Genomic DNA, 25993 nt, shown 5'->3' on the forward strand with positions numbered 1-25993 from the left:
CAAAATGACAACGCACGCAGAGGCGCGGCATAGTGACGCTCTTGCCCCGCGCCCAAGGACCGTGCCATGCACACACTCACCGATAGCCGCCTGTACCTGCAACGCCTGGGCTATGCCTCGCCACCGCCGCCCACCCTGCAAACCCTGCGGGACTTGCAACTGCGCCATGTGTGCAGCTTTGCCTTTGAAAGTCTGTCGACGTTGATGCATGCACCGGTACCGATCGACCTGCCCAGCGTTGAGCGCAAGGTGCTGCACGAGGGGCGCGGCGGCTATTGCTACGAGTTGAATCAGCTGTTCCTGGCACTCTTGCAGGAGTTGGGCTTCGAAGCCCGTGGCATCACCGGGCGTGTGGTGATCGGCGGCCCACCAGACGCCCACACTGGGCGCACCCATCGCTTGAGCCTGGTGACCCTCGACGGCGTGCGCTATATCACCGATGTCGGTTTTGGCGGCATGGTGCCCAGCAGCCCGTTGCAACTGGACAACGACGCACCCCAGGCCACCGCTCATGAGCCTTATCGCCTGACGCTCAAACACGGCAGCTACACGCTGTGGGCGCAGGTGGGCGAGGAGTGGCGTGGCCTGTACGTGTTCGATCTGCAAACCCAGGCCGACATCGACTATGAAATCGGCAACTGGTACGTCTCCACGCACCCAGGCTCCCCGTTTGTAGGGCAGTTGAAAGCCGCGTTGCTTGCGCCTGGCAGGCGCCATACGTTGGCCAACGCCCGCTATGCGGTTCATTACCTGGACCGGCCCAGCGAGAAGCGCAAGCTGGAGAGTGCTGATGAGTTGCTGACGTTATTGCGCGACACCTTCGGCATTTGTTTGCCGGCTCAGCCGCAACTTCGCGAAGCGGTTGAGCACCTGATCAGGGCCGATCTCGAAGAGTATTGAGATAGAGCCTTCGCTGAACCGTTTTTTCTCCATTTTGGTGCAAATCAGTTCGAACTTTTTGCAAACGCCAAGGTTCGAACCGATTCCTGAATACTTTGCCCACCTTAAAATGGAGATGTAAAACGATGTCCAAACTATTCGGAAAATTCATCAAGAGCACCTCGCTGCTGGCCTTGGTCGCTGCGCCAGGCGTGGTGTTTGCTGCACCCTCCACCGACCCGATTTCCACGTTCGGAATCATGGGCAGCTACAACGACTTCAAACTTGAAGGCGGTAGCGAAAGCGACAAGGAGCACATGCCCGAAGCCGGCCTGTTCTACAACTTCGGCAACAAGCTCACCGCCGAGTCGGGCTTTATCTACCAGGCCGGTATCGAAGCCAAGTACGGCGAAAAAAGCGATAACAAACTCAAGGAAGGCCAGGCCGACCTCGACCTCGGCTGGCGTGCCGCGCTGGATGCGCGCAACTTCGTCGACGTGATCGTGGGTGGTGGTTACACCTGGACCCGCTACGAGCCGGACACCAATGGCTACGACATGAAGCTCACCAACAAGTCGCCGTTTGCCAAGGCCGCTCTGGGCTACAACCACCAGTTCGATGACATGACCCTGCGCGTTGAAGCCGGCGCCCGTCACACCATCGACGGCCGCGCCAAGCTCAAGGTGGACGGCGTTGGCAGCGACAGCGTGGACCTCAAGGACCGCACCAACCCTTATGCCGAAGTCAGCCTGCTGATGAACCAGAAGGGCGACCTGCCAGTGATGGCGGGCTTGTACTACACGCGTACCGAGTACAAGCTCGACGACGACTCCTATGTGGCCGATAACACCAAGCTCAAGCGTGATGAGTATGGTTTCAAGGTGGGTATCGCGTTCTGACGCTGTTGCACTGAAAAAACGCCCCGAACTGCCGGGGCGTTTTTTTTCGGCTTGCAGGTCAGCCCAGTGCGGCCAGTTGCGCCACGGTTTCCGGAAAGCGCGCCACCAGGCGGATCAGGGTGACGGCCTGGGCGTTGGGTTTGGCCCGGCCTTGTTCCCAGTTCTCCAGGGTGCGGGTGTTGGTACGCAGATACATGGCGAATACCGACCGGGAGAGGTTGAGTTGCTGGCGCACAGCGATCACCTCGTCTGCGGTAAGCGGCGCCAGCTTGTTGAGGTGCACTTTGTGGTTGCGCAGGGTGATTTTACCCTGGCGTTCATCGGCCAAGGCGTCGAAGCCTTCGACCAGTTCGGAAAAGATGTCACGTTTCATCGTGCATTCTCGCTTTGATTTCCCTGTCCAGCATGTGTTTAAGGGCTTTCTTGTGTTGCGGTGCCAGGTCGTTTTGTTCGTGTTTGCCGTACAAGGTGAATAACCAGAATTGCGTACCGCCTGACCACCAGTAATAAATGACCCGCAGGCCATCGCGCTTGCCTTTGTTTCGCCGCTCATCGACGAAGCGAACCTTTCTCAACCCACCCGTTCCTTCGATCACGTCTCCCGCTTCGGGGTTCTTCATCAATTCCTGTTGAAAACCGCGGTAAAGCTCGTCACTCAGATAGTCCTTGCGATACCGCTCGAATGCCGGCAGTTCGATAAATAGAGCATCCATGTTCTGTACGTTGCCTGCGTAGAGTTTGGTGGCCCACCCGCGTTGGGTCAAGTGACCTTGCTGTGGGAACTTTCTTAAAACGCAGACACCATACGGCCGGCTTCAGCGGGTAGATGCCAGATGAAGAGGTAGATCGAGGAGGAGAATTCAGCGAGTCGAGGAGGGAAAAGCAAGTTTCTGGGAAATGCAAAACGGCGCCCAAAGGCGCCGTTCTGTTTATTGCATCAACCTAAACGATCAAACGCCCAGCACCGCGTGCTGCACCAGGGTGAGCAACGGTTGTGGGTACACGCCCAGGAAGAACGCGAGCAGGGCGATAGCCAGCAGCATGACGCCGCCTGCCTTCTGTTCCCAATGCAGCTCGGCATCCACACGGCGCAGGTTTGGCTCGATCAGATACAGGGTGACCATCACGCGCAGGTAGTAGAACACGCCGATGGCGCTGCCCAGTACCAGCGAGGCAACCAGCCACCATTCGTGGGCTTCGACACCGGTCGCGACGATGTAGAACTTGCCGATAAAGCCCGCCGTCAGCGGAATGCCGGCCAGGGACAGCATCATCACGGTGAGCACGGCGGTCAGGTACGGACGGCGCCAGAACAGGCCGCGGTATTCGTACAGGGCGTCGGCGTCACGGCCTTTGTACGGCGACGACATCAAGGTGATAACGCCGAACGCACCCAGGCTGGTGATCACGTAGGTGACCAGGTACACGCCAATGGCTTCCACGGCCAGGCCTTTGCTCGCCACCAAGGCGATCAGCAGGTAGCCGAAGTGGGCGATGGACGAATAACCCAGCAGACGCTTGAGGTTGTTCTGGGTCAGCGCCAGCAGGTTACCGAACAGGATCGACGCAATGGCGATCACCGTCAGCACGTTGCTCAGCACGCCGGTGTTGGCGGCAGGGGAGATCTGGAACAGACGCACCATCACTGCAAACACGGCCACTTTCGACGCGGTCGCCAGGAACGCGGCCACCGGCGCCGGGGCGCCTTCGTACACGTCTGGGGTCCACAGGTGGAATGGCACCAGCGACAGCTTGAACGCCAGGCCGATCAGCATCATCGCCAGGCCCAGCTGGGCAATCGGCGCCGGGCTGTTGGTAGCGGCCAGGGCGTGGCCGATACCGGTGAAGCTCAGGCTGCCGGCTTCGGCGTAGAGCAGGGCCATACCGAACAACAGGAACGCGGAACCGGCTGCCGACAGCACCATGTACTTGATGCCGGCTTCCAGGGAGCGTTTGTTGAAGAAGGCGTAGGCCACCAGGCCGTAGGTCGGGATCGACAGCAGTTCCAGGCCGATGAACAGGCCCGCCAGGTGCTGTGCGCTGACCAGCACGATACCGCCGGCCGCAGCCAGCAGGATCAGCAGGTACAGCTCTTCGCGGTTGCCCGGGTAGCCGGTGCCGCCTTCGCCGAGGTAGGCGTGGGCGAGGGTGACGCAGGCCAGGGTCGCCACCAGGATCAGGGCGATGTACAGCAGCGCGAAGTCATCGACCATCATCAATGGCGTGACTGCCAGTGGCGCGACCTTGAGGGCCGGGATGATCGACAGCAGGGCCAGGTTCAACCCGGCGCAGGACAGCAGGAACGTTTGCGAGTGATTGCGGCGCCAGGCGATTGCCAGCATCACCACCACGATGGTGAGGCTGGTAATCAGCAGCGGCGCAAGCGCGATAAAGTGTTGGATCGTGAATTCCATAGCGCTCTTACCGGGCCGAAGCGAGTTGGGAGAAGGCGGTGCCGAACCACTGCTGCACGCCATGCATCGTTGCGGCAGAAGTGTCCAGGAACGGTTGCGGGTACACGCCGATGAAGATCAGCAACACCGCAAGGCCAAGCACCATGATCAGTTCGCGCGCATCCATCCCTTGCAGGATGGTGTCGGACTTGGCCGGGCCGAAATAGGCGCGGTGGATCATGATCAGCGAGTAGACCGAACCGAACACCAGGCCGGAGGTGGCGATGGCGCTGATCCACGGCGTCTGCACAAAGGCACCCATCAGGATCAGGAACTCGCCGATGAAGTTACCGGTACCCGGCAAGCCGAGGGATGCGGCGGCGAAGAACAGGCTGATCGCCGGCAGGTATGCGATGCGCGACCACACGCCACCCATTTCACGCATGTCGCGTGTGTGCAGGCGCTCGTACAGCTGGCCACTCAGGATAAACAGCGCAGCGGCAGAAACACCGTGGGCCAACATCTGGATCACTGCGCCTTGCAACGCCAGCTGGCTGCCGGAGTAGATGCCGATCAGTACGAAACCCATGTGGGAAACGGACGAGAAGGCAATCAGGCGCTTGATGTCGGTTTGGGCGAAGGCCAGGAACGCACCGTAGAAGATCCCGATCAGACCCAGGGTCATGGCAATCGGCGCGAACTCGGCCGAGGCATTCGGGAACAGCGGCAGGGCGAAACGCAGCAGGCCGTAGGCGGCGGTCTTCAACAGGATACCGGCCAGGTCCACGGAACCGGCAGTCGGCGCCTGGGCGTGAGCGTCAGGCAACCAGGAGTGGAACGGCACCACCGGCAGCTTCACCGCGAAGGCGATGAAGAAGCCCAGCATCAGCACGTACTCGGTGGTCAGCGACATCTTGGTTTTCAACAGGTCGGCGTAGTTGAAGGTAATCACGCCGGTGTTGTGGAAGTTGACCAGGACCAGACCCAGGATCGCCACCAACATGATCAGGCCGGAAGCCTGGGTGAAGATGAAGAACTTGGTCGCTGCGTAGATCCGGGTTTTCTTGCCGTCCGAAGAGCTGTGACCCCAGAGCGCGATGAGGAAGTACATCGGCACCAGCATCATTTCCCAGAAGAAGAAGAACATGAACAGGTCGAGGGCGAGGAACACGCCGACAACGCCGCCCAGGATCCACATCAGGTTCAGGTGGAAGAAGCCCACGTGACGCTGGATCTCTTTCCAGGAGCAGAGTACCGAGAGGATACCCAGCAGGCCGGTCAGCAGGATCATCAACAGCGACAGGCCGTCGAGGGCCAGGTGCACATTGATGCCGAAGCGCTGGATCCACACGTGCTTGAATTCAAGCGCGAAGGTGGGATCGACACCCGGTGCCGGAGCGAATGAATAGTCACCGTGGGCCCACAGCCAGAGGCCGAGCGCGAGTTCCAGGGACATGGTCAGCAACGCAATCCAGCGGGGGAGGGTGGCGCCGAAGCGTTCACCCATCCAGCAGAGCAGGCCGCCGATAAAGGGGATCAGGATTAGCCAGGGCAGAATCATGACGGGCTCGTTTCCTTTCGCAAGTTCGCAAAGTACGCAGTGCACTTAAACATAGTCAGACCGCTACCACGACGATGGCGCCGATCACCAGAACGGCACCCGCCGCCATGGACGCTGCATACCAACGCAATTGGCCGGTCTCGCTGCGGCTCAGGGCGGTGTGACCGGCCTTGGCGGCACGCGGGATCAAACCGATGGTCTGGTCGAGCGGGTCTTTACGCAGCACGTGGCTGATCGCAAGGTAAGGTTTGACGAACAGTTTGTCGTAGATCCAGTCGAAGCCCCAGGCAGCGAACCACCAGGCCGACAGGAAGCGACCAATGCCACTGTTGGCCACGGCAGTCACGAAGCGACGCTTGCCAAGGAACAGCAGGGCCGCCAGCAGGATACCGGCGATGGCGATGGCGCCCGAGGCGATTTCCAGGCTGTGCTGGGCTTCGCCGCCGGCATGGCCGACGCTTTGTGGCAATACACCGTGCAGTGGCGGGGTGATCATCGCACCGACGAAGGTCGACAGGATGATCAGCACCGACAGTGGCAACCAATGGGAGATGCCGTGGCCTGCGTGCGCTTCGGTCTTGGCTTCACCGTGGAAGGTGATGAAGATCAGTCGGAAGGTGTACAGCGAGGTCATGAACGCACCCACCAGGCCTGCGTACAGCAGGTTCTGGTTACCGCTGGCAAAGGCTTCCCAGAGGATCTCGTCCTTGGAGTAGAAACCGGCGGTCACCAGCGGCAGGGCGGCCAGGGCGGCACCACCGACGATGAAGCTGGCGTACGCCAGTGGCAGTTTCTTCCACAGGCCGCCCATCTTGAAGATGTTCTGCTCGTGGTGGCAGGCCACGATCACGGCGCCGGAGGCGAGGAACAGCAGGGCCTTGAAGAACGCGTGTGTCATCAGGTGGAAGATCGCCGCGTCCCAGGCGCCAACGCCCAGGGCCAGGAACATGTAGCCGATCTGGCTCATGGTCGAGTAGGCGAGGATACGTTTGATGTCGGTCTGCACCAGCGCGGCGAAGCCGGCCAGTACCAGGGTCACGCCGCCCACGATGCCTACAAGGTGCAGGATGTCCGGCGCCAGGGTGAACAGGCCGTGGGTACGGGCGATCAGGTAGACACCGGCGGTCACCATGGTGGCGGCGTGGATCAGTGCCGACACTGGGGTAGGGCCGGCCATCGCATCCGCCAGCCAGGTTTGCAGTGGCAGTTGCGCAGATTTACCCACGGCGCCGCCCAGCAGCATCAGGGTGGCCAGGGTGATCCAGAAGTCGCCGACCTGGAATTTCTGCGGTGCCAGCACCAGCAGTTCCTGGATGTTCAGCGTGCCCACCTGTTGGAACAGGATGAACAGGCCGATGGCCATGAACACGTCGCCGATGCGGGTGACGATAAACGCCTTGAGTGCCGCGTTACCGTTGTTGCGGTTGCTGTAGTAGAAACCGATCAACAGGTACGAGCACAGGCCCACGCCTTCCCAGCCGAAGTACAGGAACAACAGGTTATCGCCCAGCACCAGGAACAGCATGCTGGCGATAAACAGGTTGGTGTACGAGAAGAAGCGCGAGTAACCCGCTTCACCGCGCATGTACCAGGATGCGAACAGGTGGATCAGGAAGCCCACACCCACCACCACGCCGAGCATGGTGATCGACAGGCCATCGATGTAGAGGGCGAAGTTGGGCTTGAAGCCCTCGACCGCCATCCACTGCCACAGCACCAGGGTGTAGTGACCGCCTTCAGGCGGTGCCACGTTGAATTGCCAGATGACGTAGGCGGCCACGATGGCCGACAGGCCGATGGAGCCCACGCCGATCAGGGCCGAGAGGTTTTCCGACCAGCGCCCGCGAGAGAACGACAGCAGCAGGAAACCGATCAGGGGGAATACGAAAGTCAGAAAGATCATGTTCATCCGCGCATCTCACTGGCAGCGTCGATATCAAGCGTGTGGAAGCGACGATACAGCTGCAGCAGGATCGCCAGGCCAATACTGGCTTCGGCGGCTGCCAGGCTGATCACCAGGATGAACATCACTTGCCCATCCGGCTGGCCCCAACGTGCGCCTGCCACAATGAACGCCAGTGCCGCGGCGTTCATCATGATTTCCAGGCTCATCAACACGAACAGAATGTTACGGCGAACCATCAGGCCGACCAGGCCAAGGCAGAACAGGATGCCGGCGACCGCCAGACCATGCTCCAAAGGGATAGCAGGCATCGTCATTGCTCCTTGGCTTCGTTGCGGCCCAAGTGGAAGGCAGTGATGGCTGCGGCGAGCAGCAGCATCGAAGCCAGTTCGACCACCAGCAGGTACGGGCCGAACAGGCTGATGCCCACGGCTTTCGCGTCTACGGTGGTGTGGCCGATGGCCTGGCCGCTCTGGTGAGCGAACAGCACATACAGCAGTTCACCCAGCAGCAGCGCTGCGAGGACAACCGGGCCGAGCCAGATGCCGGGCTTGAGCCAGACGCGCTCCTGGGCGACCGAAGCCGGCCCCAGGTTGAGCATCATCACCACAAACACGAACAGCACCATGATGGCGCCGGCATAGGCGATCACTTCCAGCACACCGGCGAACGGTGCGCCGAGGCTGAAGAAGGTCATGGCCACGGCGATCAGCGAAATGATCAGGTAGAGCAGGGCGTGCACGGGGTTAGTGTTGGTGATCACGCGAAGCGTGGACACCACTGCAATACCCGATGCGAAATAGAAAGCGAATTCCATCTTTCTTCCTTAAGGCAGCAAGCTCTTCACGTTGATCGGCTCGGCTTCGTTTTGTGCGGCGCCTTTTGGCTTACCGGCAACGGCCATACCTGCAACACGATAGAAGTTGTAATCAGGGTTTTTACCGGGACCAGAGATCAAAAGATCTTCTTTCTCGTACACCAGGTCCTGACGTTTGAACTCGGCCATCTCGAAATCCGGTGTGAGCTGGATCGCGGTGGTCGGGCAAGCTTCCTCGCAGAGGCCGCAGAAAATGCAGCGCGAGAAGTTGATGCGGAAGAAGTCCGGGTACCAGCGACCGTCTTCGGTTTCAGCTTTCTGCAGGGAGATGCAACCCACCGGGCACGCCACGGCGCACAGGTTGCAGGCTACGCAACGCTCTTCGCCGTCGGGGTCGCGGGTCAGTACGATGCGGCCGCGATAGCGCGGCGGCAGGTACACCGCTTCTTCGGGGTATTGCAGGGTGTCGCGTTTGCGAAAGCCGTGACCGAACACCATCACCAGGCTTCGCAACTGGGTACCGGTACCCTTAACGATGTCGCCAATATATTTGAACATGGGTCAAATCCTCACTGAACCGCGGCAGCTGGCGTGTTCAACAACACGACGGCAGCCGTCACCAGCAAATTGATCAGGGTCAGCGGCAGGCAGAATCTCCAGCTGAAATCCATCACCTGGTCATAACGCGGGCGCGGAATCGAGGCGCGCAGCAGGATGAACAGCATGATGAAGAACGCGGTCTTCAGGAAGAACCAGAAGAAGGCCAACTGCGGCAGGATGCCAAACGGCCCGTGCCAGCCGCCGAAGAACAGCGTGACCAGCAGGGCCGAGATCAAGATGATGCCGATGTACTCACCGACGAAGAACATGCCCCACTTCATGCCGGCATATTCAATGTGGTAACCGTCGGCCAGTTCCTGTTCCGCTTCCGGCTGGTCGAACGGGTGACGGTGAGTCACGGCCACGCCAGCGATGAAGAAGGTGCAAAAGCCAAAGAACTGCGGAATGATGAACCACAGGTTCTGCGCCTGGTACTCGACGATGTCGCGCATGTTGAACGAGCCAACCTGCACCACGATGCCCATCAGTGCCAACCCCATGAACACTTCATAGGATACGGTTTGGGCCGAGGCACGCAAGCTGCCCAGCAGGGCGAACTTGTTGTTGCTCGACCAACCGGCGAACAGCACCGCGTATACCGACAAACCGGCCATGGCGAAGAAGAACAGCAAACCGATGTTCAGGTCCGCCACGCCCCAGGTCGGGGTGATCGGGATGATCGCAAAAGCAATCAGTAAGGCGCTCATGGCGACCACCGGTGCCAGGGTGAAGATCACCTTGTCGGCAAACGGCGGGGTCCAGTCTTCCTTGAAGAACATTTTCAGCATGTCGGCAGCGATCTGGAACATGCCGAACGGGCCAACGCGGTTCGGACCGTAACGGTCCTGCCACCAGCCCAGCAGGCGACGTTCGACGAAGCTGAGCAGGGCGCCCGCGACGACCACGGCCAACAGGATCACGATGGCCTTGACCACCGAGATGATCACGTCAATTACTTCCGGCGTGAACCAAGTCATTGCGCTGCCTCCTGCAGACCGTCAACGGTTTTGCCGAAAATGGCAGGCGGAATACCGGCGATGCCTTTAGGCAGTGCAACCAGGCCGGCACCCAGCTCGTCATTGATACGTAGCGGCAGACGCAGGGTCTGGCCGGCCACGTTGAGGCTGAGCAGGGCACCGTCGTTGACGCCCAGGCGGTCGGCTTCGGACTTGGCCACGGACACATAGGCGGCAGGAATGCGCTCTTGAACCGGCGCGGCCTTGGAAGAAGTTTCTTCGCTGCCGAACAGGTGGAAGAACGGCACGACCTGCCAGGTACCCGGCGCCGGATTGAACGGACGCGGTACCGCAGCGAACCAGTTCAGCGAGTCACCGCTGCTTTCGATCAGGCGAGTGCCCGGGTCGCCAGCGCGGATGTGACCACCGACTTCGTCCTGGAACTTGTTCCAGGCTTGCGGCGAGTTCCAGCCCGGCGACCAGGCAAACGGCACCTGCTGACGGGGTTCGGCCGAACCCGAATAACCTTCCATGGAGAAGGCAAACGCGGTGTCGTTGTCTTGCGGGGTACGTGGCTCGTGCACGCTGATGTCAGCACGCATGGCGGTACGACCGGAGTAACGCAGCGGCTCACGTGCCAGTTTCAGGCCCTTGATGCGGAACGCGGCGGACGGCGCGGCATCGACGATACGAGCAAGCTGAGGCGCGCTGGCGGCGGTGGCAGCGGTCACGTGGTCGAGCTGAGTCCAGTCGATCGGCTGGTTCAGCAGGGTGGCGCGCAGGGCATGCAGCCAGCGCCAGCCTTCGTGCACCAGGATGCTGGCGTCCATGTACTTCGGATCGAACACCTGGAAGAAGCGCTGGGCGCGGCCTTCCTGGCTGACCAGGGTACCGTCGCCTTCGGCGAAGGTGGCGGCTGGCAGCACCAGATCGGCGCGGTCGCTGGTGGCGGTCTTCTGGTGGTCGGCGACGATCAGCACCTTGGCCGCATCCAGTGCCGCATCAACCTTGGCCGCAGCGGTGCGGGTGTACAGGTCGTTTTCCAGCACCACGATGGCGTCGGCGTTGCCGTCGATAACCGCTTGCAGCGCCGCGTCCACGGACTCGCCACCGAGCATGGCCAGGCCAAGGCTGTTGGCTTCCGGCACCACCAGGCTGATGGAACCGTTCTTGTCGCGCAGCTTCAGGGCCTTGGCGATGTTGGCGGCGGCTTCGATCAGCGCTTTGGAACCCAACGAGGTACCGGCAATGATCAGCGGGCGCTTGGCCGCCAGCAGGGCGTCGGCAATGCGCTGAGCCAACTCGGCAGCTTCAGCGTCCAGGCCTTCAACGGCGGGTGCGCTGGCGTCGAGGGCGTGGGCCACGGCGAAACCGAGGCGCGCCAGGTCGTCCGGCGCGGCGTGTACGCATTCTTCAGCGATGTCGTCGAGCTTGGTTTCAGCCAGGGAAGCGATAAACAGCGGGTTCAGCGCGTGCTGGCCGATGTTCTTCACGGCGGCGTCAAGCCACGGCTGTACGCGCATGGCGTCGGCCATTTCTTCGGCCTTGCCTTTGACCGACTGACGCAGCGACAGCGCGATGCGTGCAGCGGTCTGGGTCAGGTCTTCACCGAGTACGAAGATCGCATCGTGGTCTTCGATGTCGCGCATGTTCGGCACTGGCAGCGGGCTGTCGTTCAGCACTTGCAGGACCAGGCGGATGCGCTCCAGCTCGCCCGCTTCGATACCGCAGTAGAAGTGCTCGGCACCTACCAGCTCGCGCAACGCGAAGTTGCTTTCGAGGCTGGCGCGTGGCGAACCAATACCCACGATATTGCGCCCGCGCAGCAGGTCGGCAGCCTTATCCAGCGCGGCGTCCAGGCTCAGCTTGGCGCCATCGGCCAGCAGGGGCTGGCGTGGGCGGTCTTCGCGGTTGACGTAGCCGTAGCCGAAACGGCCACGGTCGCACAGGAAGTACTGGTTGACCGAACCATTGAAGCGGTTTTCGATACGACGCAGTTCGCCGTAGCGCTCGCCCGGGGAGATGTTGCAACCGCTGGAGCAGCCATGGCAGATGCTCGGCGCAAATTGCATGTCCCACTTACGGTTGTAGCGTTCGGAGTGGGTCTTGTCGGTGAACACACCGGTCGGGCAGACCTCGGTGAGGTTGCCGGAGAACTCGCTCTCCAGCACGCCGTCTTCAACGCGACCGAAGTACACGTTGTCGTGGGCGCCGAACACGCCGAGGTCGGTGCCGCCGGCGTAGTCTTTATAGAAGCGCACGCAGCGGTAGCAGGCGATGCAGCGGTTCATTTCGTGGGAAATGAACGGGCCGAGGTCCTGGTTCTGGTGGGTACGCTTGGTGAAGCGATAACGGCGCTCGTTGTGGCCGGTCATCACCGTCATGTCTTGCAGATGGCAGTGACCGCCTTCCTCACAGACCGGGCAGTCGTGGGGGTGGTTGGTCATCAGCCATTCGACAACGCTGGCGCGAAACGCCTTGGATTCTTCATCGTCGATGGAGATCCAGGTGTTGTCGGTGGCTGGGGTCATGCAGGACATGACGATACGACCACGGGTGTCGTTCTCGTCGGTGTATTGCTTGACCGCACACTGGCGACAGGCACCGACGCTACCAAGCGCGGGGTGCCAGCAGAAATACGGGATGTCGAGGCCGAGTGACAGACACGCCTGTAACAGGTTGTCCGCCCCATCGACTTCGAGCGCTTTGCCGTCTACGTGGATAGTGGCCATGGTTCAAAGTTCTTCGTTGGCCCGTTGTCAGCGGGCGTGGCTAATGGAATCTTGTTATTCATGTGCATCTACACAGCCTTTACGGCGTCAGCACATGAGCAGGCGAAGGGCACGAACCCTTCGCCTGTTTAAGCGTTACGCGCCGACTACGATCGGCTTCGCCAGAGGCGGGACGGCGGCGCTGGTGGGCGCGATGCCGGCTTCGAACTCCGAGCGGAAGTATTTGATTGCGCTGCCCAATGGCTCCACGGCGCCCGGTGCGTGAGCACAGAAAGTCTTGCCTGGGCCGAGGAAACCGACCAGACCCAGCAGGGTTTCGATGTCGCCCTCGCGGCCTTCGCCATTTTCCAGGGCCATCAGCAGCTTGACGCTCCAAGGCAGGCCGTCGCGGCATGGGGTGCAGAAGCCGCAGGATTCGCGGGCAAAAAACTGCTCCATGTTGCGCAGCAACGAGACCATGTTCACGGTGTTGTCGACCGCCATCGCCAGGCCGGTACCCATCCGGGTGCCCACCTTGCCGATACCGCCGGCATACATTTGTGCATCGAGGTGCTCGGGCAGCAGGAAACCGGTGCCGGCGCCGCCTGGCTGCCAGGCTTTCAAGGTGTAGCCGTCGCGCATACCGCCGGCGTAGTCCTCGAACAGCTCGCGTGCGGTCACGCCGAACGGCAGTTCCCACAGGCCAGGGTTCTTGACCTTGCCGGAGAAGCCCATGAGCTTGGTGCCCATGTCTTCGCTGCCTTCGCGGGCCAGGGATTTGTACCAGTCCACGCCGTCGGCGATGATCGCCGGCACGTTGCACAGGGTCTCGACGTTGTTCACGCAGGTCGGCTTGCCCCACACGCCCACGGCGGCGGGGAAGGGCGGCTTGGAGCGCGGGTTGGCGCGGCGGCCTTCGAGGGAGTTGATCAGTGCGGTTTCTTCACCGCAGATATAACGCCCGGCGCCGGTGTGCACGAACAGTTCGAAGTCGAAACCGGAACCGAGGATGTTCTTGCCCAACAGGCCGGCGGCCTTGGCTTCTTCCACGGCACGGTTCAAGTGCTTGGCGGCGGTGGTGTACTCGCCACGCAGGAAGATATAGCCACGGTAGGTCTTGAGCGCACGGGCACTGATCAACATGCCTTCGATCAGCAGATGGGGCAGTTGCTCCATCAGCATGCGGTCTTTCCAGGTGTTGGGCTCCATTTCATCCGCGTTGCACAGCAGGTAGCGGATGTTGATGGATTCGTCCTTGGGCATCAGGCCCCACTTCACGCCGGTGGGGAAGCCTGCACCGCCGCGACCCTTGAGGCCGGCGTCTTTCACGGTCTGGACGATATCGTCCTGGGCCATGTCGGCGAAAGCTTTGCGCGCAGCGGCGTAGCCGTTCTTGGCCTGGTACTCGTCGAGCCATACCGGCTCGCCGTCGTCACGCAGGCGCCAAGTCAGTGGGTGAGTCTCGGCCGAACGCTTGATCAGGTTGGCCGGGCCGAAGGAAGTCAGGGTCATGGGTAGCCCTCGAGCAATTGGGTCACGCCAGCAGGCTGCACGTCACCGAATGTGTCGTCGTCGATCATCAACGCCGGCGCCTTGTCGCAGTTGCCCAGGCAGCACACCGGCAGCAGGGTGAAGCGGCCGTCGGCGGTGGTCTGGCCGAGGCCGATGCCCAGCTTGGCCTGGATTTCGCTGACCACGGACTCATGGCCACCGATGTAGCAGACCATGCTGTCGCACACGCGAATGATGTGGCGGCCCACCGGTTGGCGGAAGATCTGGCTGTAGAACGTCGCCACGCCTTCAACGTCGCTGGCGGGGATGCCGAGGATCTCGCCGATGGCGTAGAGGGCGCCGTCGGGCACCCAGCCACGTTCCTTCTGGACGATCTTCAGGGCTTCGATAGACGCCGCGCGCGGGTCTTCGTAGTGATGCAGCTCGTGCTCGATGGCCGAGCGCTCGGTTTCACTCAAGGTGAAACGGTCTGTCTGGATAAGCGTGCTGTTCATGCTTAGCGGTCCACGTCGGCCATAACGAAATCGATACTACCCAGGTACGCAATCAAGTCCGCGACCATCTCGCCTTTGATCACCGAAGGGATCTGCTGCAAGTGGGCAAAGCTTGGGGTACGAATCCGGGTGCGGTAGCTCATGGTGCCGCCATCGCTCGTCAGGTAATAACTGTTGATACCCTTGGTCGCTTCGATCATCTGGAAGGATTCGTTGGCCGGCATGACCGGGCCCCACGAAACCTGCAGGAAGTGCGTGATCAGGGTTTCGATGTGCTGCAGCGTGCGTTCTTTTGGCGGCGGCGTGGTCAGCGGGTGATCCGCCTTGTACGGGCCGGCCGGCATGTTGCGCATGCACTGCTCGATGATCTTCAGGCTCTGGCGCATTTCTTCGACGCGCACGATGCAACGGTCGTAGGCATCGCCATTGGCCGCCAGCGGTACTTCGAACTCGAAGTTCTCGTAGCCGGAGTACGGGCGCGCTTTACGCAGGTCGAAGTCGCAACCGGTGGAACGCAGGCCGGCACCGGTGACGCCCCATTCCAGGGCCTCTTTGGTGTTGTACTGCGCGACGCCGATGGTGCGGCCTTTGAGAATGCTGTTGTCCAGGGCGGCTTTCTGGTACTCGTCCAGACGCTTGGGCATCCAGTCGATGAATTCCTTGACCAGGCGCTCCCAACCGTTCGGCAGGTCGTGGGCTACGCCGCCGATGCGGTACCAGGCCGGGTGCAGGCGGAAACCGGTGATGGCTTCGATGACCTTGTAGGCGCGCTGACGGTCGGTGAAGGTGAAGAACACCGGGGTCATGGCGCCGACGTCCTGGATATACGTACCCAGGAACAGCAGGTGGCTGGTGATGCGGAAGAACTCGGCCATCATGATGCGGATGGTGTCGACGCGGTCCGGCACCTTGATGCCGGCCAGCTTCTCGACCGAGAGCACGTACGGCAGGTTGTTCATCACGCCGCCGAGGTAGTCGATACGGTCGGTGTACGGGATGAAGCTGTGCCAGGACTGACGCTCGGCCATCTTCTCGGCACCACGGTGGTGATAGCCGATGTCCGGGACACAGTCGACGATTTCTTCGCCGTCCAGTTGCAGGATGATGCGGAAGGCACCGTGAGCCGAAGGGTGGTTCGGGCCCAGGTTGAGGAACATGTAGTCCTCGTTGGTGCCGGAACGCTTCATGCCCCAGTCTTCGGGGCGGAAGCGCGCCGCCTCTTCTTCTAGCTGCTGCTTGGCCAGGTTGAGGCTGAACGGGTCGAATTCGGTGGCGCGGGCAGGGAAGTCCTTGCGCAGCGGGTGACCTTCCCAGGTCGGCGGCATCATGATGCGCGTCAGGTGCGGGTGGCCCGGGAAGTCGATACCGAACATGTCCCAGACTTCACGCTCGTACCAGCTGGCGTTCGGCCAGATACCGGTGACGGTCGGGATGCTCAGGTCGCTCTCGCTCAGCGCGACCTTGATCATCACATCGCTGTTACGTTCCAGCGACATCAGGTGGTAGAACACGGTGAAATCGGCGCCGCTCGGCAGGCCCTGGCGCTTGGTGCGCAGACGCTCGTCCACGCCATGCAGGTCATAGAGCATGACGTACGGCTTGGGCAGGTTGCGCAGGAAGGTCAGGACTTCGACGAGCCTGGCACGCGCCACCCACAGCACCGGCATACCGGTGCGTGTGGCCTGGGCGGTGAAGGCGTCAGGGCCAAAACGGTTATTGAGTTCGACAACCACATCCTGGTCGTCTGCCTTGTAAGGCGGGATGTACAGAGCACTGCCTGTAGTCATGGTTTTTTATCGCTTTCGGTCAACGTAAAGAATGAAGCCAGGTTTTCGTTCTATAAAAGAAGCGGTGCTGGATCAGACTTCGTCGGGGCTGCGCAGGTTGGTGACTGCGATTCGCTGTTCGCGGCGCTGTTCCTTTTGAGACGGCATCTCGGCGCGATAAACGCCTTGATCACCGACCACCCAGGACAGTGGGCGACGCTCCTTGCCAATCGATTCCTGCAACAGCATCAAGCCTTGCAGGAACGCTTCGGGACGGGGCGGGCAGCCAGGCACGTAGACGTCCACGGGCAGGAACTTGTCCACCCCTTGAACGACGGAGTAGATGTCGTACATGCCACCGGAGTTGGCGCACGAACCCATGGAGATAACCCACTTTGGTTCGAGCATTTGCTCATAGAGGCGCTGGATGATCGGCGCCATCTTGATGAAGCAGGTACCGGCGATAACCATGAAATCCGCCTGGCGCGGCGAGGCCCGGATAACTTCGGCGCCAAAGCGCGCGATGTCGTGGGGCGCCGTGAAGGCGGTGGTCATTTCCACGTAGCAGCACGAAAGGCCGAAGTTGTACGGCCACAGGGAGTTTTTACGCCCCCAGTTGACCGCGCCACTCAGCACGTCTTCCAGCTTGCCCATGTAGATGTTTTTGTGGACTTGGTCTTCTAACGGGTCGGAAACGGTTTCCCGTTCGCCGATGGGGTACTGCTCGTTAGGAGCATCCGGGTCGATCCTGGTGAGATTGTATTGCATTGCCAAAGCCTCATTGTTTCAGCTTCGCTTGCCGCTTGCGACGAGCTTCCGGAGCCCAGTCAAGGGCGCCCACTCGGAACAGGTAGACAAGACCTGCCAACAGAATTGCTATGAAAACGAGAGCTTCGACGAATCCGGTCCAGCCGCTTTCGCGGACGGACACAGACCATGCAAAGAGAAAGAGGGCTTCGATATCGAAGATCACGAACAACATCGCGACCAGATAGAATTTGGCTGAGAGCCGCAAGCGGGCGCCACCTGTAGGCAGCATGCCGGATTCGAACGGTTCGTTTTTGCTGCGGCCCCAGGCTTTTGACCCGAGGAGGCTGGACACGCCGAGCATGAAGGCGCAAAGGCCTACAACACCGAGAAGGAAAATGGCAAAGCCCCAGTTGTGGGCCATGAGTCCTGTCGCGTCGGTCATGCTGGAAATCCTTAACAGAGAGCAAAGGTCTCTGAGCTCGAAAAAGTAACGATGCAGTGACGATATGTCGCACTGCAATCAATCGCGGTGATTTTATGGCTAAACACCGGGCAAGTAAAATTCCCAGGGCGAAATTATTCGGTGGAATAAGCACATAGTGCACCTTCTTGGGGCTGTAGCCCTTGTGGTGTGGGCATTAGCGGGCTTTTCATCAATTATGTTTTGTTTAAGCTGTAACGAAGTTTTCGGATGCCAAATGATAATGAATATTGTTTGCGAGGGGTGTAAGCGAGTGTTTCTCATGTGGCGCGGGAAGTTACCGTTACTTGCTTGAGTGTCGCTTAGTTGTCGCAACGGTTCTTTTAACCGATCGGATGTGCGCGGACACCGCTCTGGATCAATGTTTTTAGCAAAAAACTATGGATAGGGCGCGGTCAATGTAGGAGCTGGCTTGCCTGCGATGGCCGCGGATCAGCTGAAACACCTGCCTCTGACCCCACCGCCATCGCAGGCAAGCCAGCTCCCACCCTTGATTTTCGGTGATTCCTAGGCAAAAAAACGCCCCGAACCAGTCGGGGCGTGATTGTTGCGCGGCACTGCGGTTAGGTCTTCCGTGGGGCCGCAGTGGCCGTGTACGCGGTACTTAGTGGAACTGCTCTTCTTCGGTCGAACCGGTCAGCGCGGTCACGGACGAGGTGCCGCCCTGGATCACGGTGGTCATGTCGTCGAAGTAGCCGGTACCCACTTCCTGCTGGTGCGCCACGAAGGTGTAGCCTTTGGCGGCGTCAGCGAATTCCTGCTCCTGCAGCTTCACGTAGGCCGTCATGTCGTTGCGGGCGTAGTCATGCGCCAGGTTGAACATGCTGTGCCACATGTTGTGGATACCGGCCAGGGTGATGAACTGGTGCTTGTAGCCCATGGCCGACAGCTCACGCTGGAACTTGGCGATGGTCGCGTCGTCCAGGTTCTTCTTCCAGTTGAAGGAAGGCGAGCAGTTGTAGGACAGCAGTTGGTCCGGGTATTCCTTCTTGATCGCTTCGGCAAAGCGGCGTGCTTCGTCCAGGTCTGGCTTGGCGGTTTCGCACCAGATCAGGTCGGCGTACGGCGCGTAGGCCAGGCCACGGGCGATCGCCTGGTCCAGACCGGCGCGCACTTTATAGAAGCCTTCCTGGGTGCGCTCGCCAGTCACGAACGGCTGGTCGTACGGGTCGCAGTCCGAGGTCAGCAAGTCTGCCGCGTTGGCGTCGGTACGGGCCAGGATGATGGTCGGTGTACCGGCAACGTCAGCGGCCAGGCGAGCGGCGGTCAGCTTCTGTACAGCTTCCTGGGTCGGTACCAGTACCTTGCCACCCATGTGGCCGCATTTTTTCACCGAAGCCAGCTGGTCTTCGAAGTGCACGCCGGCAGCGCCTGCCTCGATCATGCTCTTCATCAGCTCGTAGGCGTTGAGTACGCCACCGAAACCGGCTTCGGCGTCTGCCACGATTGGCGCGAAGTAGTCGATGTAGCCTTCATCGCCTGGGTTCTTGCCGGCTTTCCACTGGATCTGGTCGGCACGACGGAACGAATTGTTGATGCGCTTGACCACGGTTGGCACCGAGTCCACCGGGTACAGCGATTGGTCGGGGTACATGGATTCAGCGGAGTTGTTGTCCGCTGCCACTTGCCAACCGGACAGGTAGATCGCCTGGATACCGGCTTTTACCTGCTGGACTGCCTGGCCGCCAGTGAGGGCGCCCATGCAGTTGACGAAATCTTTGTCGGGACGGAAAGAAGGCTTGGCACCCTGAGTGACCAGGTTCCACAGCTTCTCGGCGCCGAGTTTTGCAAAGGTGTGCTCAGGTTGGACCGAGCCACGCAGGCGGACGACGTCAGCAGCGGAATAAGCGCGGGTCACGCCTTTCCAGCGTGGGTTTTCAGCCCAGTCTTTTTCAAGGGCTGCAATTTGCTGTTCGCGTGTCAGTGCCATGGGGAAAAACCTCGTCGCGTCTTGTTTGAAGTATCCGTTTGCCAGCCCGGCATTCGTTGCCTGGGTAGGATTGCTCGCTGACCAGAAGCTCAGGGGTTCAAGTCAAATCTGACGGAGGTAGGCGACGGGATGAACGATGGGGCTCAAGGGGGAGTTGAGCAGGTAAGGGCAAACTGCGAACGGTCTTCGGGCGTCGTGGGCCTTTGTACGATCCATCAGTGTGTAGCCGGGTTACCTGGTTAGCTTCCGTCCCTCGGGACAACTTCGTTCCAGTCGCAACCAACGTCAAACACACCTTGTGGGCGGTACAGACACGAATCGGCTCAGGTGGGTAGCTTAGAGCGGCGATCCGAAGGCCCTTGCCAGGGCCCCTGATTAGCGGGAGCGAGGCCATCATGCCCATGCTTTTTTGGCTCGTCAAATGTTTTGTAGTGCTTTTCTTCTGGCACTACATCTTTAGTCTAATGCGACTTGCCAGTCAGTTTTCGGTGCTTCAGTTCAGGGTGTCGACCTTGACCCGTAAAGTCAGGTCATCGCGGCCCTGAGTAGAGTAGCTGCGGGTTGTAGAGGATTTGTCCGCCTGGGTTTCACGATTGATGCCGGCCAGGGGTATCCATTCGCCCAGGCGGCCGCTGACAGTTGTGTCGGTGCTTTGCACGTTCACTACATCGGGACGTTCCTGGCTCATGCGGTCACGGTTGGTACTGATGGCCAGGTGTACGGTCTCGCCGGTGACGCTGGCGGTCACGTAAAAGCCCTGGGTGACGTTGCGATACTGGGTCTGGTTTTGCAGACGGCCGTAGCTGTCCTGTTGCGTGGTGATCAGCGGTACGCTCTGGCCGACCTGGATCAGCGCAGGCACGCCTTCGCTGGCCTGGATCTGCTGCACGCCACCGTCGCGGCTGGCAGTGCCGTAGCTGATGATGCGCGTCTGGCTGTCACCGCTGTTCTGCTGGTTGTTCTCGTTGGTATCGACGGTGATCAGCAGGCGTTTGGCCGGTGTATCCAATTGGCCGAGCAGTGCGCGCAAGCCCTCGATCCTGGCGGGCTCAGCGTTGACGATAAGCTGGTTGCCGTAGGCGCTGACGGTGCCGTCCTTGCCAATGAAGTTCTGCGCCACGGGCAGCAGGTCGGCGCTGGTGCGGTTGTTCAGGTTGACGACTTCAGTGGCGGCCATGGCGCAAGCGCTGACGGTCATCACGAGGGCGGTGAGCAGGGTGCGTAGGGACATGTCCGTTATCTCTGCGGTTCATTTGCTTGATAGTGCCAGTTTGTCGGCCTGGTGGGTCGCAAGTTGAATCGTAGACGGCAAAATGCCCTGGCAGGCAGGGCATTTGTGGTGTTGCTGAAATCGCTATCGCAGGCGACGCGGACTCGGGTCAGTCCCCGCGCACCATATCCACATGCGGAATCCCGACCTCAAGAAACTCATCGCTGACGATCTTGAAACCCAGTCGCTCATAGAACGGCGCCGCATACACCTGCGCACTCAGGAATTGCCTGGTCTGGCCGCGTTTCACGGCCTCGCCGATCACTGCTTCCATCAGCTTGTCGCCGACTTTCAGTCCGCGCCAGTCCTTGAGCACCGATACCCGACCGATCTCGCCGCTGGGCAGCAATCGAGCGGTGCCAATCGGGAAGTCGCCTTCGTATGCAAGAAAATGCATGGCGCCGGCATCGTCCGCGTCCCACTCCAATTCAGGCGGGACCGATTGTTCAGCGATGAATACCGCTTCACGAATGCGCCGAATCTCGTCGATATCCTTTCGCCAGTCCGCGACACTTACGTGAACTTTATTCATCCGCGAACCCCAGGCTGCCTTGCTTGACCAGTTCGCACAGCAGGTCGCGACCGTCTTCGTCGGCCAGCCACTCGCCCAGGTTTTCGCTGTGCAGTGCATCGGCCGAGCACACCAGCTTCAACAGTTCACGCAGTTTGCCCGGCAGGTAACGGCTCTGGCCGCTGGCGAACAGCAGTACGTCGTCATCCACTTCGGACCAGGCCAGGCGTGCGCTCGGATTGCGTACCAGGATCGCGCCGTCTTGCAGGCTGTTGATGAAGTCTTCTTCGCCCAACTCTTCGCCGGCCACCAGTTCCGGGTAGCGTGGCTCGGTCATGAACTGGCCGAACCAGGTCAGCAGCATGCGCTCATCGCTCATGTGCTCGGCGAGCAGGCCCTTGAGGCGGTCCAGTGCGTCGCCCTGGATCTGGTGCGGGTCGCTGACCGGCTGGGCGTCGGCGTCGGTGTAACGCTCTTCGTCGGTCAGGTACTGGCTGAGGAAGTCGGTGAAGTGGGTCAGCACCTCGGCGGCGCTCGGTGCACGGAAGCCCACGGAATAGGTCATGCAGTCGTCTTCAGCAATACCGAAATGGGCCAGGCGCGGCGGCAGGTAGAGCATGTCGCCCGGTTCCAGCACCCATTCGGCGCTTTCTTCGAATTCTGCGAGGATGCGCAGGTCGGCGTGTTGCAGCAACGGGCTTTCGGAATTGCACATCTGGCCGATCTTCCAGTTGCGCTTGCCCTGGGCTTGCAGCAGGAACACATCGTAGTTATCGAAATGCGGACCGACGCTGCCACCCGGCGCGGCGAAGCTGATCATCACATCATCGATACGCCAGCTCGGCAGGAAGCGGAAGTGCTCCAGCAGCTCAGCCACCTCCGGCACGAACTGGTCGACTGCCTGCACCAGCAGGGTCCACTCGCGTTCGGGCAGGGTGCTGAAAGCGTCTTCGGCGAACGGGCCGCGACGCAGTTCCCACGGGCGCTCGCCGTGTTCGATCACCAGGCGCGACTCGACTTCTTCTTCCAGGGCCAGGCCTGCCAGTTCGTCGGCGTCGATCGGGCTTTCGAAGTCAGGGATGGCCTGGCGGATCAGCAGCGGTTTTTTCTGCCAGTAGTCGCGCAGGAATTCCCGTGCTGTGATGCCGCCCAGAAGTTGAAGAGGGATATCAGGATTCATGTGTAACCTATTGAAAAAAAGCACTTTTAAGACGGGAATAAAAACGCCCGGCGCGGCCGGGCGTCTCAAAGGAGCTTGCTTGGATCAGATGCGCTTGGCTTGTTCTACAGCGTTGCCGATGTAGTTGGCCGGGGTGAGCAGTTTCAGCTCGGCCTTGGCTGCGGCTGGCATGTCCAGGCCGTCGATGAAGGTTTGCAGCGCCTCGGGGCTGATGCCCTTGCCGCGCGTCAATTCTTTCAGCTTCTCGTAGGGGTTTTCGATGTTGTAGCGGCGCATTACGGTCTGGATCGGCTCGGCCAATACTTCCCAGCACGCGTCCAGGTCAGCGGCAATTTTCTGCTCGTTGAGCTCCAGCTTGCTGATGCCTTTGAGGCTGGCTTCGTACGCGATCACGCTGTGGGCAAAACCGACGCCGAGGTTACGCAGTACGGTGGAGTCGGTCAGGTCGCGCTGCCAGCGGGAGATCGGCAACTTGCTGGCCAGGTGCTGGAACAGGGCGTTGGCGATACCCAGGTTGCCTTCGGAGTTTTCGAAGTCGATCGGGTTGACCTTGTGCGGCATGGTCGACGAACCGATTTCGCCTGCAATAGTGCGCTGCTTGAAGTAGCCCAGGGAGATGTAGCCCCAGATATCGCGATCGAAATCGATCAGGATGGTGTTGAAGCGTGCAATCGCGTCGAACAGCTCGGCGATGTAGTCGTGGGGCTCGATCTGCGTGGTGTAGGGGTTGAAGCCCAGGCCCAATTCGTCTTCGATGAAGGCGCGGGCGTTGGCTTCCCAGTCGATCTCAGGGTAGGCCGACAGGTGGGCGTTGTAGTTGCCTACGGCGCCGTTGATCTTGCCCAGCAATGGCACGGCGGCGACTTGGGCGATCTGGCGCTCCAGGCGGTACACCACGTTGGCCAGTTCTTTGCCCAGGGTGGTCGGCGAGGCCGGCTGGCCGTGGGTGCGCGACAGCATCGGCACGGCAGCGAAACGGATCGCCAGCTCGCGGATGGCTTCGGCGGTCTGGCGCATCAGCGGCAGCATCACGTCATCACGGCCTTCGCGCAGCATCAGGGCGTGGGACAGGTTGTTGATGTCCTCGCTGGTGCACGCAAAGTGGATGAACTCGCTGACCTGGGCCAGTTCCGGCAGTTGGGCCGCTTGCTCTTTGAGCAGGTATTCGATGGCTTTGACGTCGTGGTTGGTGGTGCGCTCGATCTCTTTCACACGCTCGGCGTGCTCCAGGGAGAAGTTTTCCGCCAGGGTGTTCAATACAGCGTTGGCTTCGGCGGAAAACGCCGGCACTTCGCTGATGGCGGGGTGAGCGGCCAGGCGCTGGAGCCAGCGCACTTCAACCAGGACACGGGCACGGATCAGGCCGTACTCGCTGAAAATAGGGCGCAGGGCCTGGGTTTTGCCGGCGTAGCGGCCGTCAACAGGGGAAACCGCAGTGAGCGAAGAGAGCTGCATGGGGTGTTCTCGGACAGTCGGGCAACGAAATGGGGCGCGTATCATACATGAAAAAATCCGCCGGTCCGTCGCCAACTGACCGGCGTATTACGCGTAATGGCTTGAAAACAGCCTGCTGGTGCGACTTATTCGTTGCGCATCAACGGGTAAAGCTCTTTGAGCAATTTGCGTCGGCTGATCACCAACTGCCAGCGATGACCGCCCAGTTGGCGCCACAAGCGTGCCGAACGAATACCGGCCAGGAGCAGGGCGCGGATTTTCGACGCGTTGTTGGGTTGCTGCAGGTTACGCATGTCGCCGTGCACCTGGATGCGCTGGCGCAGGGTGCTCAAGGTGTCCTGGTACAGCGCACCACAGGCGGCGATCACGTTTTCGTGGGCCGGGCCGAAGTGTTCTACCTGGGACTGGATCTGCGGCAGGCGCTTGCCGATGGTGTCCAGCAGGTCGTCGCGCTTGGCCAACTGGCGCTCAAGGCCAAGCATCGACAGGGCATAACGCAACGGCTCGCGCTGCAAAGTACTTGGGTCGCGCTCTAGGGCGCCGATCAGGGCGCGATAGCCTTCACGCAGGGCCAGGTCGTCGCCGCCGTAAACCTCAAGGGTGTCCTTGGGGTCGCGGATCAGCAGGCTGCCGAGCATGCAGGTCAGGCCAGCTTCAGTGACTTGGCCGGTCTTGGCGATCTTGTCCACCAGTACCGCAGCGAGAAAGACACCGCCAAGGGCTGTCAACTGCTCCTGGGTCGGGCTCATGCCGGGTTGCTCCAGGCTTGCGCAACTTCAATCACGCCGCCGCCCAGGCAGATTTCGCCGTCATAGAACACTACGGACTGGCCAGGGGTGACCGCGCGTTGCGGGTCATCGAAGGTGGCACGGTAGCCGGTGGCGGTCTTTTCCAGGGTGCAGGGCTGGTCGCTCTGGCGATAACGCACTTTGGCGGTCAGGCGGCGCGGGGTGCTCAGGTCGATAGGGTTGACCCAATAAATCTCGGAAGCGAGCAGGGCGCCGGAGAACAGCAGCGGGTGCTCGTTGCCCTGGCCGACCACCAGCACGTTGTTTTCCAGGTCTTTGACCAGCACGTACCACGGCTCTTCACCGGCGTCCTTCAAACCGCCAATACCCAGGCCCTGGCGCTGGCCGATGGTGTGGTACATCAGGCCGTGGTGGCGGCCGATCACTTCACCCTCGGTGGTCTTGATCTCGCCCGGTTGCGCCGGCAGGTATTGCTTGAGGAAATCACTGAAGCGCCGCTCGCCGATAAAGCAGATACCGGTGGAATCTTTCTTCTTGGCGGTGGCCAGGCCGTGTTTCTCGGCAATCTTGCGCACTTCGGGTTTTTCCAGCTCGCCGACCGGGAACAGAGTCTTGGCGATCTGTTCGCCGCCCACGGCGTGCAAAAAGTAGCTCTGGTCCTTGTTAGGGTCCAGGCCCTTGAGCAATTCGGTGCGGCCATCGATATCGCGACGGCGCACGTAGTGGCCGGTAGCTATCAGGTCGGCGCCGAGCATCATGGCGTAGTCGAGGAAGGCCTTGAACTTGATTTCGCGGTTACACAGGATATCCGGGTTCGGCGTGCGACCGGCCTTGTATTCGGCCAGGAAGTGCTCGAACACGTTGTCCCAGTACTCGGCGGCGAAGTTGGCGGTGTGCAGCTTGATGCCGATCTTGTCGCACACGGCCTGGGCGTCGGCCAGGTCGTCCATGGCGGTGCAATATTCCGTTCCATCGTCTTCTTCCCAGTTCTTCATGAACAGGCCTTCCACCTCATAACCCTGCTCCATGAGCAGAACGGCGGAAACGGAAGAATCCACGCCGCCGGACATACCGACGATGACGCGCTTCTTTTGTGTGTCAGAAGGGGCTGGATCACGCATAGGGTTTCAACGGGTGTCTTGAAAAAGGACGCGATTCTAACAGGCTCACGCCCGC

General features: G+C 60.7%; 24 protein-coding genes. 2 read left to right on the forward strand and 22 right to left on the reverse strand.

What is annotated here, in order from left to right:
- Positions 1–66: 66 nt before the first annotated feature.
- Entirely contained in the window at positions 67–900 is an 834-nt protein-coding gene (locus tag AC07S6_RS23765; RefSeq protein WP_072446046.1) for an arylamine N-acetyltransferase family protein, read from the forward strand.
- Positions 901–1025: 125 nt separating this feature from the next.
- Positions 1026–1778: an outer membrane beta-barrel protein gene (locus tag AC07S6_RS23770; RefSeq protein ID WP_038450526.1), complete on the forward strand. Its 753-nt coding sequence runs from the start codon at positions 1026–1028 to the stop codon at positions 1776–1778.
- A 58-nt stretch (positions 1779–1836) separates the two neighbouring features.
- On the opposite strand, the gene AC07S6_RS23775 is transcribed toward AC07S6_RS23770, so the two are convergent.
- The 22 genes from AC07S6_RS23775 to mnmA form a co-directional block, all read right to left on the reverse strand.
- The gene (locus AC07S6_RS23775; RefSeq protein WP_014718915.1) at positions 1837–2151 is read right to left on the reverse strand and encodes a helix-turn-helix domain-containing protein; all 315 of its coding nucleotides are present in this window, start codon (positions 2149–2151) and stop codon (positions 1837–1839) included.
- Positions 2141–2491: a toxin gene (locus tag AC07S6_RS23780; protein WP_495113170.1), complete on the reverse strand. Its 351-nt coding sequence runs from the start codon at positions 2489–2491 to the stop codon at positions 2141–2143. The genes AC07S6_RS23775 and AC07S6_RS23780 overlap by 11 nt, the downstream gene beginning before the upstream one ends.
- 237 nt (positions 2492–2728) lie before the next feature.
- Positions 2729–4192: an NADH-quinone oxidoreductase subunit NuoN gene (gene nuoN, locus AC07S6_RS23785; RefSeq protein WP_003174731.1), complete on the reverse strand. Its 1464-nt coding sequence runs from the start codon at positions 4190–4192 to the stop codon at positions 2729–2731.
- A gap of 7 nt (positions 4193–4199) precedes the next feature.
- A complete protein-coding gene (nuoM, locus tag AC07S6_RS23790) occupies positions 4200–5732 on the reverse strand; it encodes an NADH-quinone oxidoreductase subunit M (protein WP_495113171.1) in 1533 nt (510 codons plus the stop codon).
- 55 nt (positions 5733–5787) lie between these two features.
- The gene (gene nuoL / locus AC07S6_RS23795) at positions 5788–7641 is read right to left on the reverse strand and encodes an NADH-quinone oxidoreductase subunit L (RefSeq protein ID WP_014718912.1); all 1854 of its coding nucleotides are present in this window, start codon (positions 7639–7641) and stop codon (positions 5788–5790) included.
- Positions 7638–7946: an NADH-quinone oxidoreductase subunit NuoK gene (gene nuoK, locus AC07S6_RS23800; RefSeq protein ID WP_003174727.1), complete on the reverse strand. Its 309-nt coding sequence runs from the start codon at positions 7944–7946 to the stop codon at positions 7638–7640. The genes nuoL and nuoK overlap by 4 nt, the downstream gene beginning before the upstream one ends.
- Before the next feature lie 2 nt (positions 7947–7948).
- Entirely contained in the window at positions 7949–8452 is a 504-nt protein-coding gene (nuoJ, locus tag AC07S6_RS23805) for an NADH-quinone oxidoreductase subunit J (RefSeq protein ID WP_003174726.1), read from the reverse strand.
- A gap of 9 nt (positions 8453–8461) precedes the next feature.
- On the reverse strand, positions 8462–9010 hold the full coding sequence (gene nuoI / locus AC07S6_RS23810; protein WP_003174725.1) for an NADH-quinone oxidoreductase subunit NuoI: 549 nt from the start codon (positions 9008–9010) through the stop codon (positions 8462–8464).
- An 11-nt stretch (positions 9011–9021) separates the two neighbouring features.
- Positions 9022–10029: an NADH-quinone oxidoreductase subunit NuoH gene (gene nuoH, locus AC07S6_RS23815; protein WP_003174724.1), complete on the reverse strand. Its 1008-nt coding sequence runs from the start codon at positions 10027–10029 to the stop codon at positions 9022–9024.
- Entirely contained in the window at positions 10026–12740 is a 2715-nt protein-coding gene (nuoG, locus tag AC07S6_RS23820) for an NADH-quinone oxidoreductase subunit NuoG (protein WP_495113172.1), read from the reverse strand. The genes nuoH and nuoG overlap by 4 nt, the downstream gene beginning before the upstream one ends.
- Before the next feature lie 135 nt (positions 12741–12875).
- A complete protein-coding gene (nuoF, locus tag AC07S6_RS23825; protein WP_032896666.1) occupies positions 12876–14231 on the reverse strand; it encodes an NADH-quinone oxidoreductase subunit NuoF in 1356 nt (451 codons plus the stop codon).
- Complete coding sequence (gene nuoE / locus AC07S6_RS23830; RefSeq protein WP_003232080.1) at positions 14228–14725, reverse strand: NADH-quinone oxidoreductase subunit NuoE; 498 nt, start codon at positions 14723–14725, stop codon at positions 14228–14230. The genes nuoF and nuoE overlap by 4 nt, the downstream gene beginning before the upstream one ends.
- Positions 14726–14727: 2 nt before the next feature.
- Positions 14728–16512, reverse strand: coding sequence for an NADH-quinone oxidoreductase subunit C/D (gene nuoC / locus AC07S6_RS23835; RefSeq protein WP_003192111.1), 1785 nt, complete (start codon positions 16510–16512; stop codon positions 14728–14730).
- Positions 16513–16584: 72 nt separating this feature from the next.
- Positions 16585–17259, reverse strand: coding sequence for a NuoB/complex I 20 kDa subunit family protein (locus AC07S6_RS23840; protein ID WP_003174719.1), 675 nt, complete (start codon positions 17257–17259; stop codon positions 16585–16587).
- Between the two features lie 10 nt (positions 17260–17269).
- Positions 17270–17683 carry an NADH-quinone oxidoreductase subunit A gene (locus tag AC07S6_RS23845; RefSeq protein ID WP_003192109.1) on the reverse strand — a complete coding sequence of 138 codons (414 nt, stop codon included), beginning with the start codon at positions 17681–17683 and terminating at the stop codon, positions 17270–17272.
- A 643-nt stretch (positions 17684–18326) separates the two neighbouring features.
- Entirely contained in the window at positions 18327–19652 is a 1326-nt protein-coding gene (aceA, locus tag AC07S6_RS23850; protein WP_003174717.1) for an isocitrate lyase, read from the reverse strand.
- Between the two features lie 493 nt (positions 19653–20145).
- Positions 20146–20883 (reverse strand): secretin N-terminal domain-containing protein, encoded by a 738-nt coding sequence (locus AC07S6_RS23855; RefSeq protein ID WP_495113173.1) that lies wholly within the window; start codon positions 20881–20883, stop codon positions 20146–20148.
- Between the two features lie 148 nt (positions 20884–21031).
- Complete coding sequence (locus AC07S6_RS23860; protein ID WP_495113174.1) at positions 21032–21454, reverse strand: GNAT family N-acetyltransferase; 423 nt, start codon at positions 21452–21454, stop codon at positions 21032–21034.
- Positions 21447–22613: a ribosomal protein uL16 3-hydroxylase gene (locus AC07S6_RS23865; RefSeq protein ID WP_014718907.1), complete on the reverse strand. Its 1167-nt coding sequence runs from the start codon at positions 22611–22613 to the stop codon at positions 21447–21449. The genes AC07S6_RS23860 and AC07S6_RS23865 overlap by 8 nt, the downstream gene beginning before the upstream one ends.
- A gap of 84 nt (positions 22614–22697) precedes the next feature.
- Entirely contained in the window at positions 22698–24068 is a 1371-nt protein-coding gene (gene purB, locus AC07S6_RS23870; RefSeq protein WP_014718906.1) for an adenylosuccinate lyase, read from the reverse strand.
- A 125-nt stretch (positions 24069–24193) separates the two neighbouring features.
- The gene (gene hflD / locus AC07S6_RS23875) at positions 24194–24817 is read right to left on the reverse strand and encodes a high frequency lysogenization protein HflD (RefSeq protein WP_003192101.1); all 624 of its coding nucleotides are present in this window, start codon (positions 24815–24817) and stop codon (positions 24194–24196) included.
- Complete coding sequence (mnmA, locus tag AC07S6_RS23880) at positions 24814–25938, reverse strand: tRNA 2-thiouridine(34) synthase MnmA (protein WP_034127883.1); 1125 nt, start codon at positions 25936–25938, stop codon at positions 24814–24816. Before mnmA ends, hflD begins: the two co-directional genes overlap by 4 nt.
- Positions 25939–25993 lie beyond the last annotated feature (55 nt).

This window comes from Pseudomonas sp. GW821-FHT07B01, from assembly GCF_059419065.1.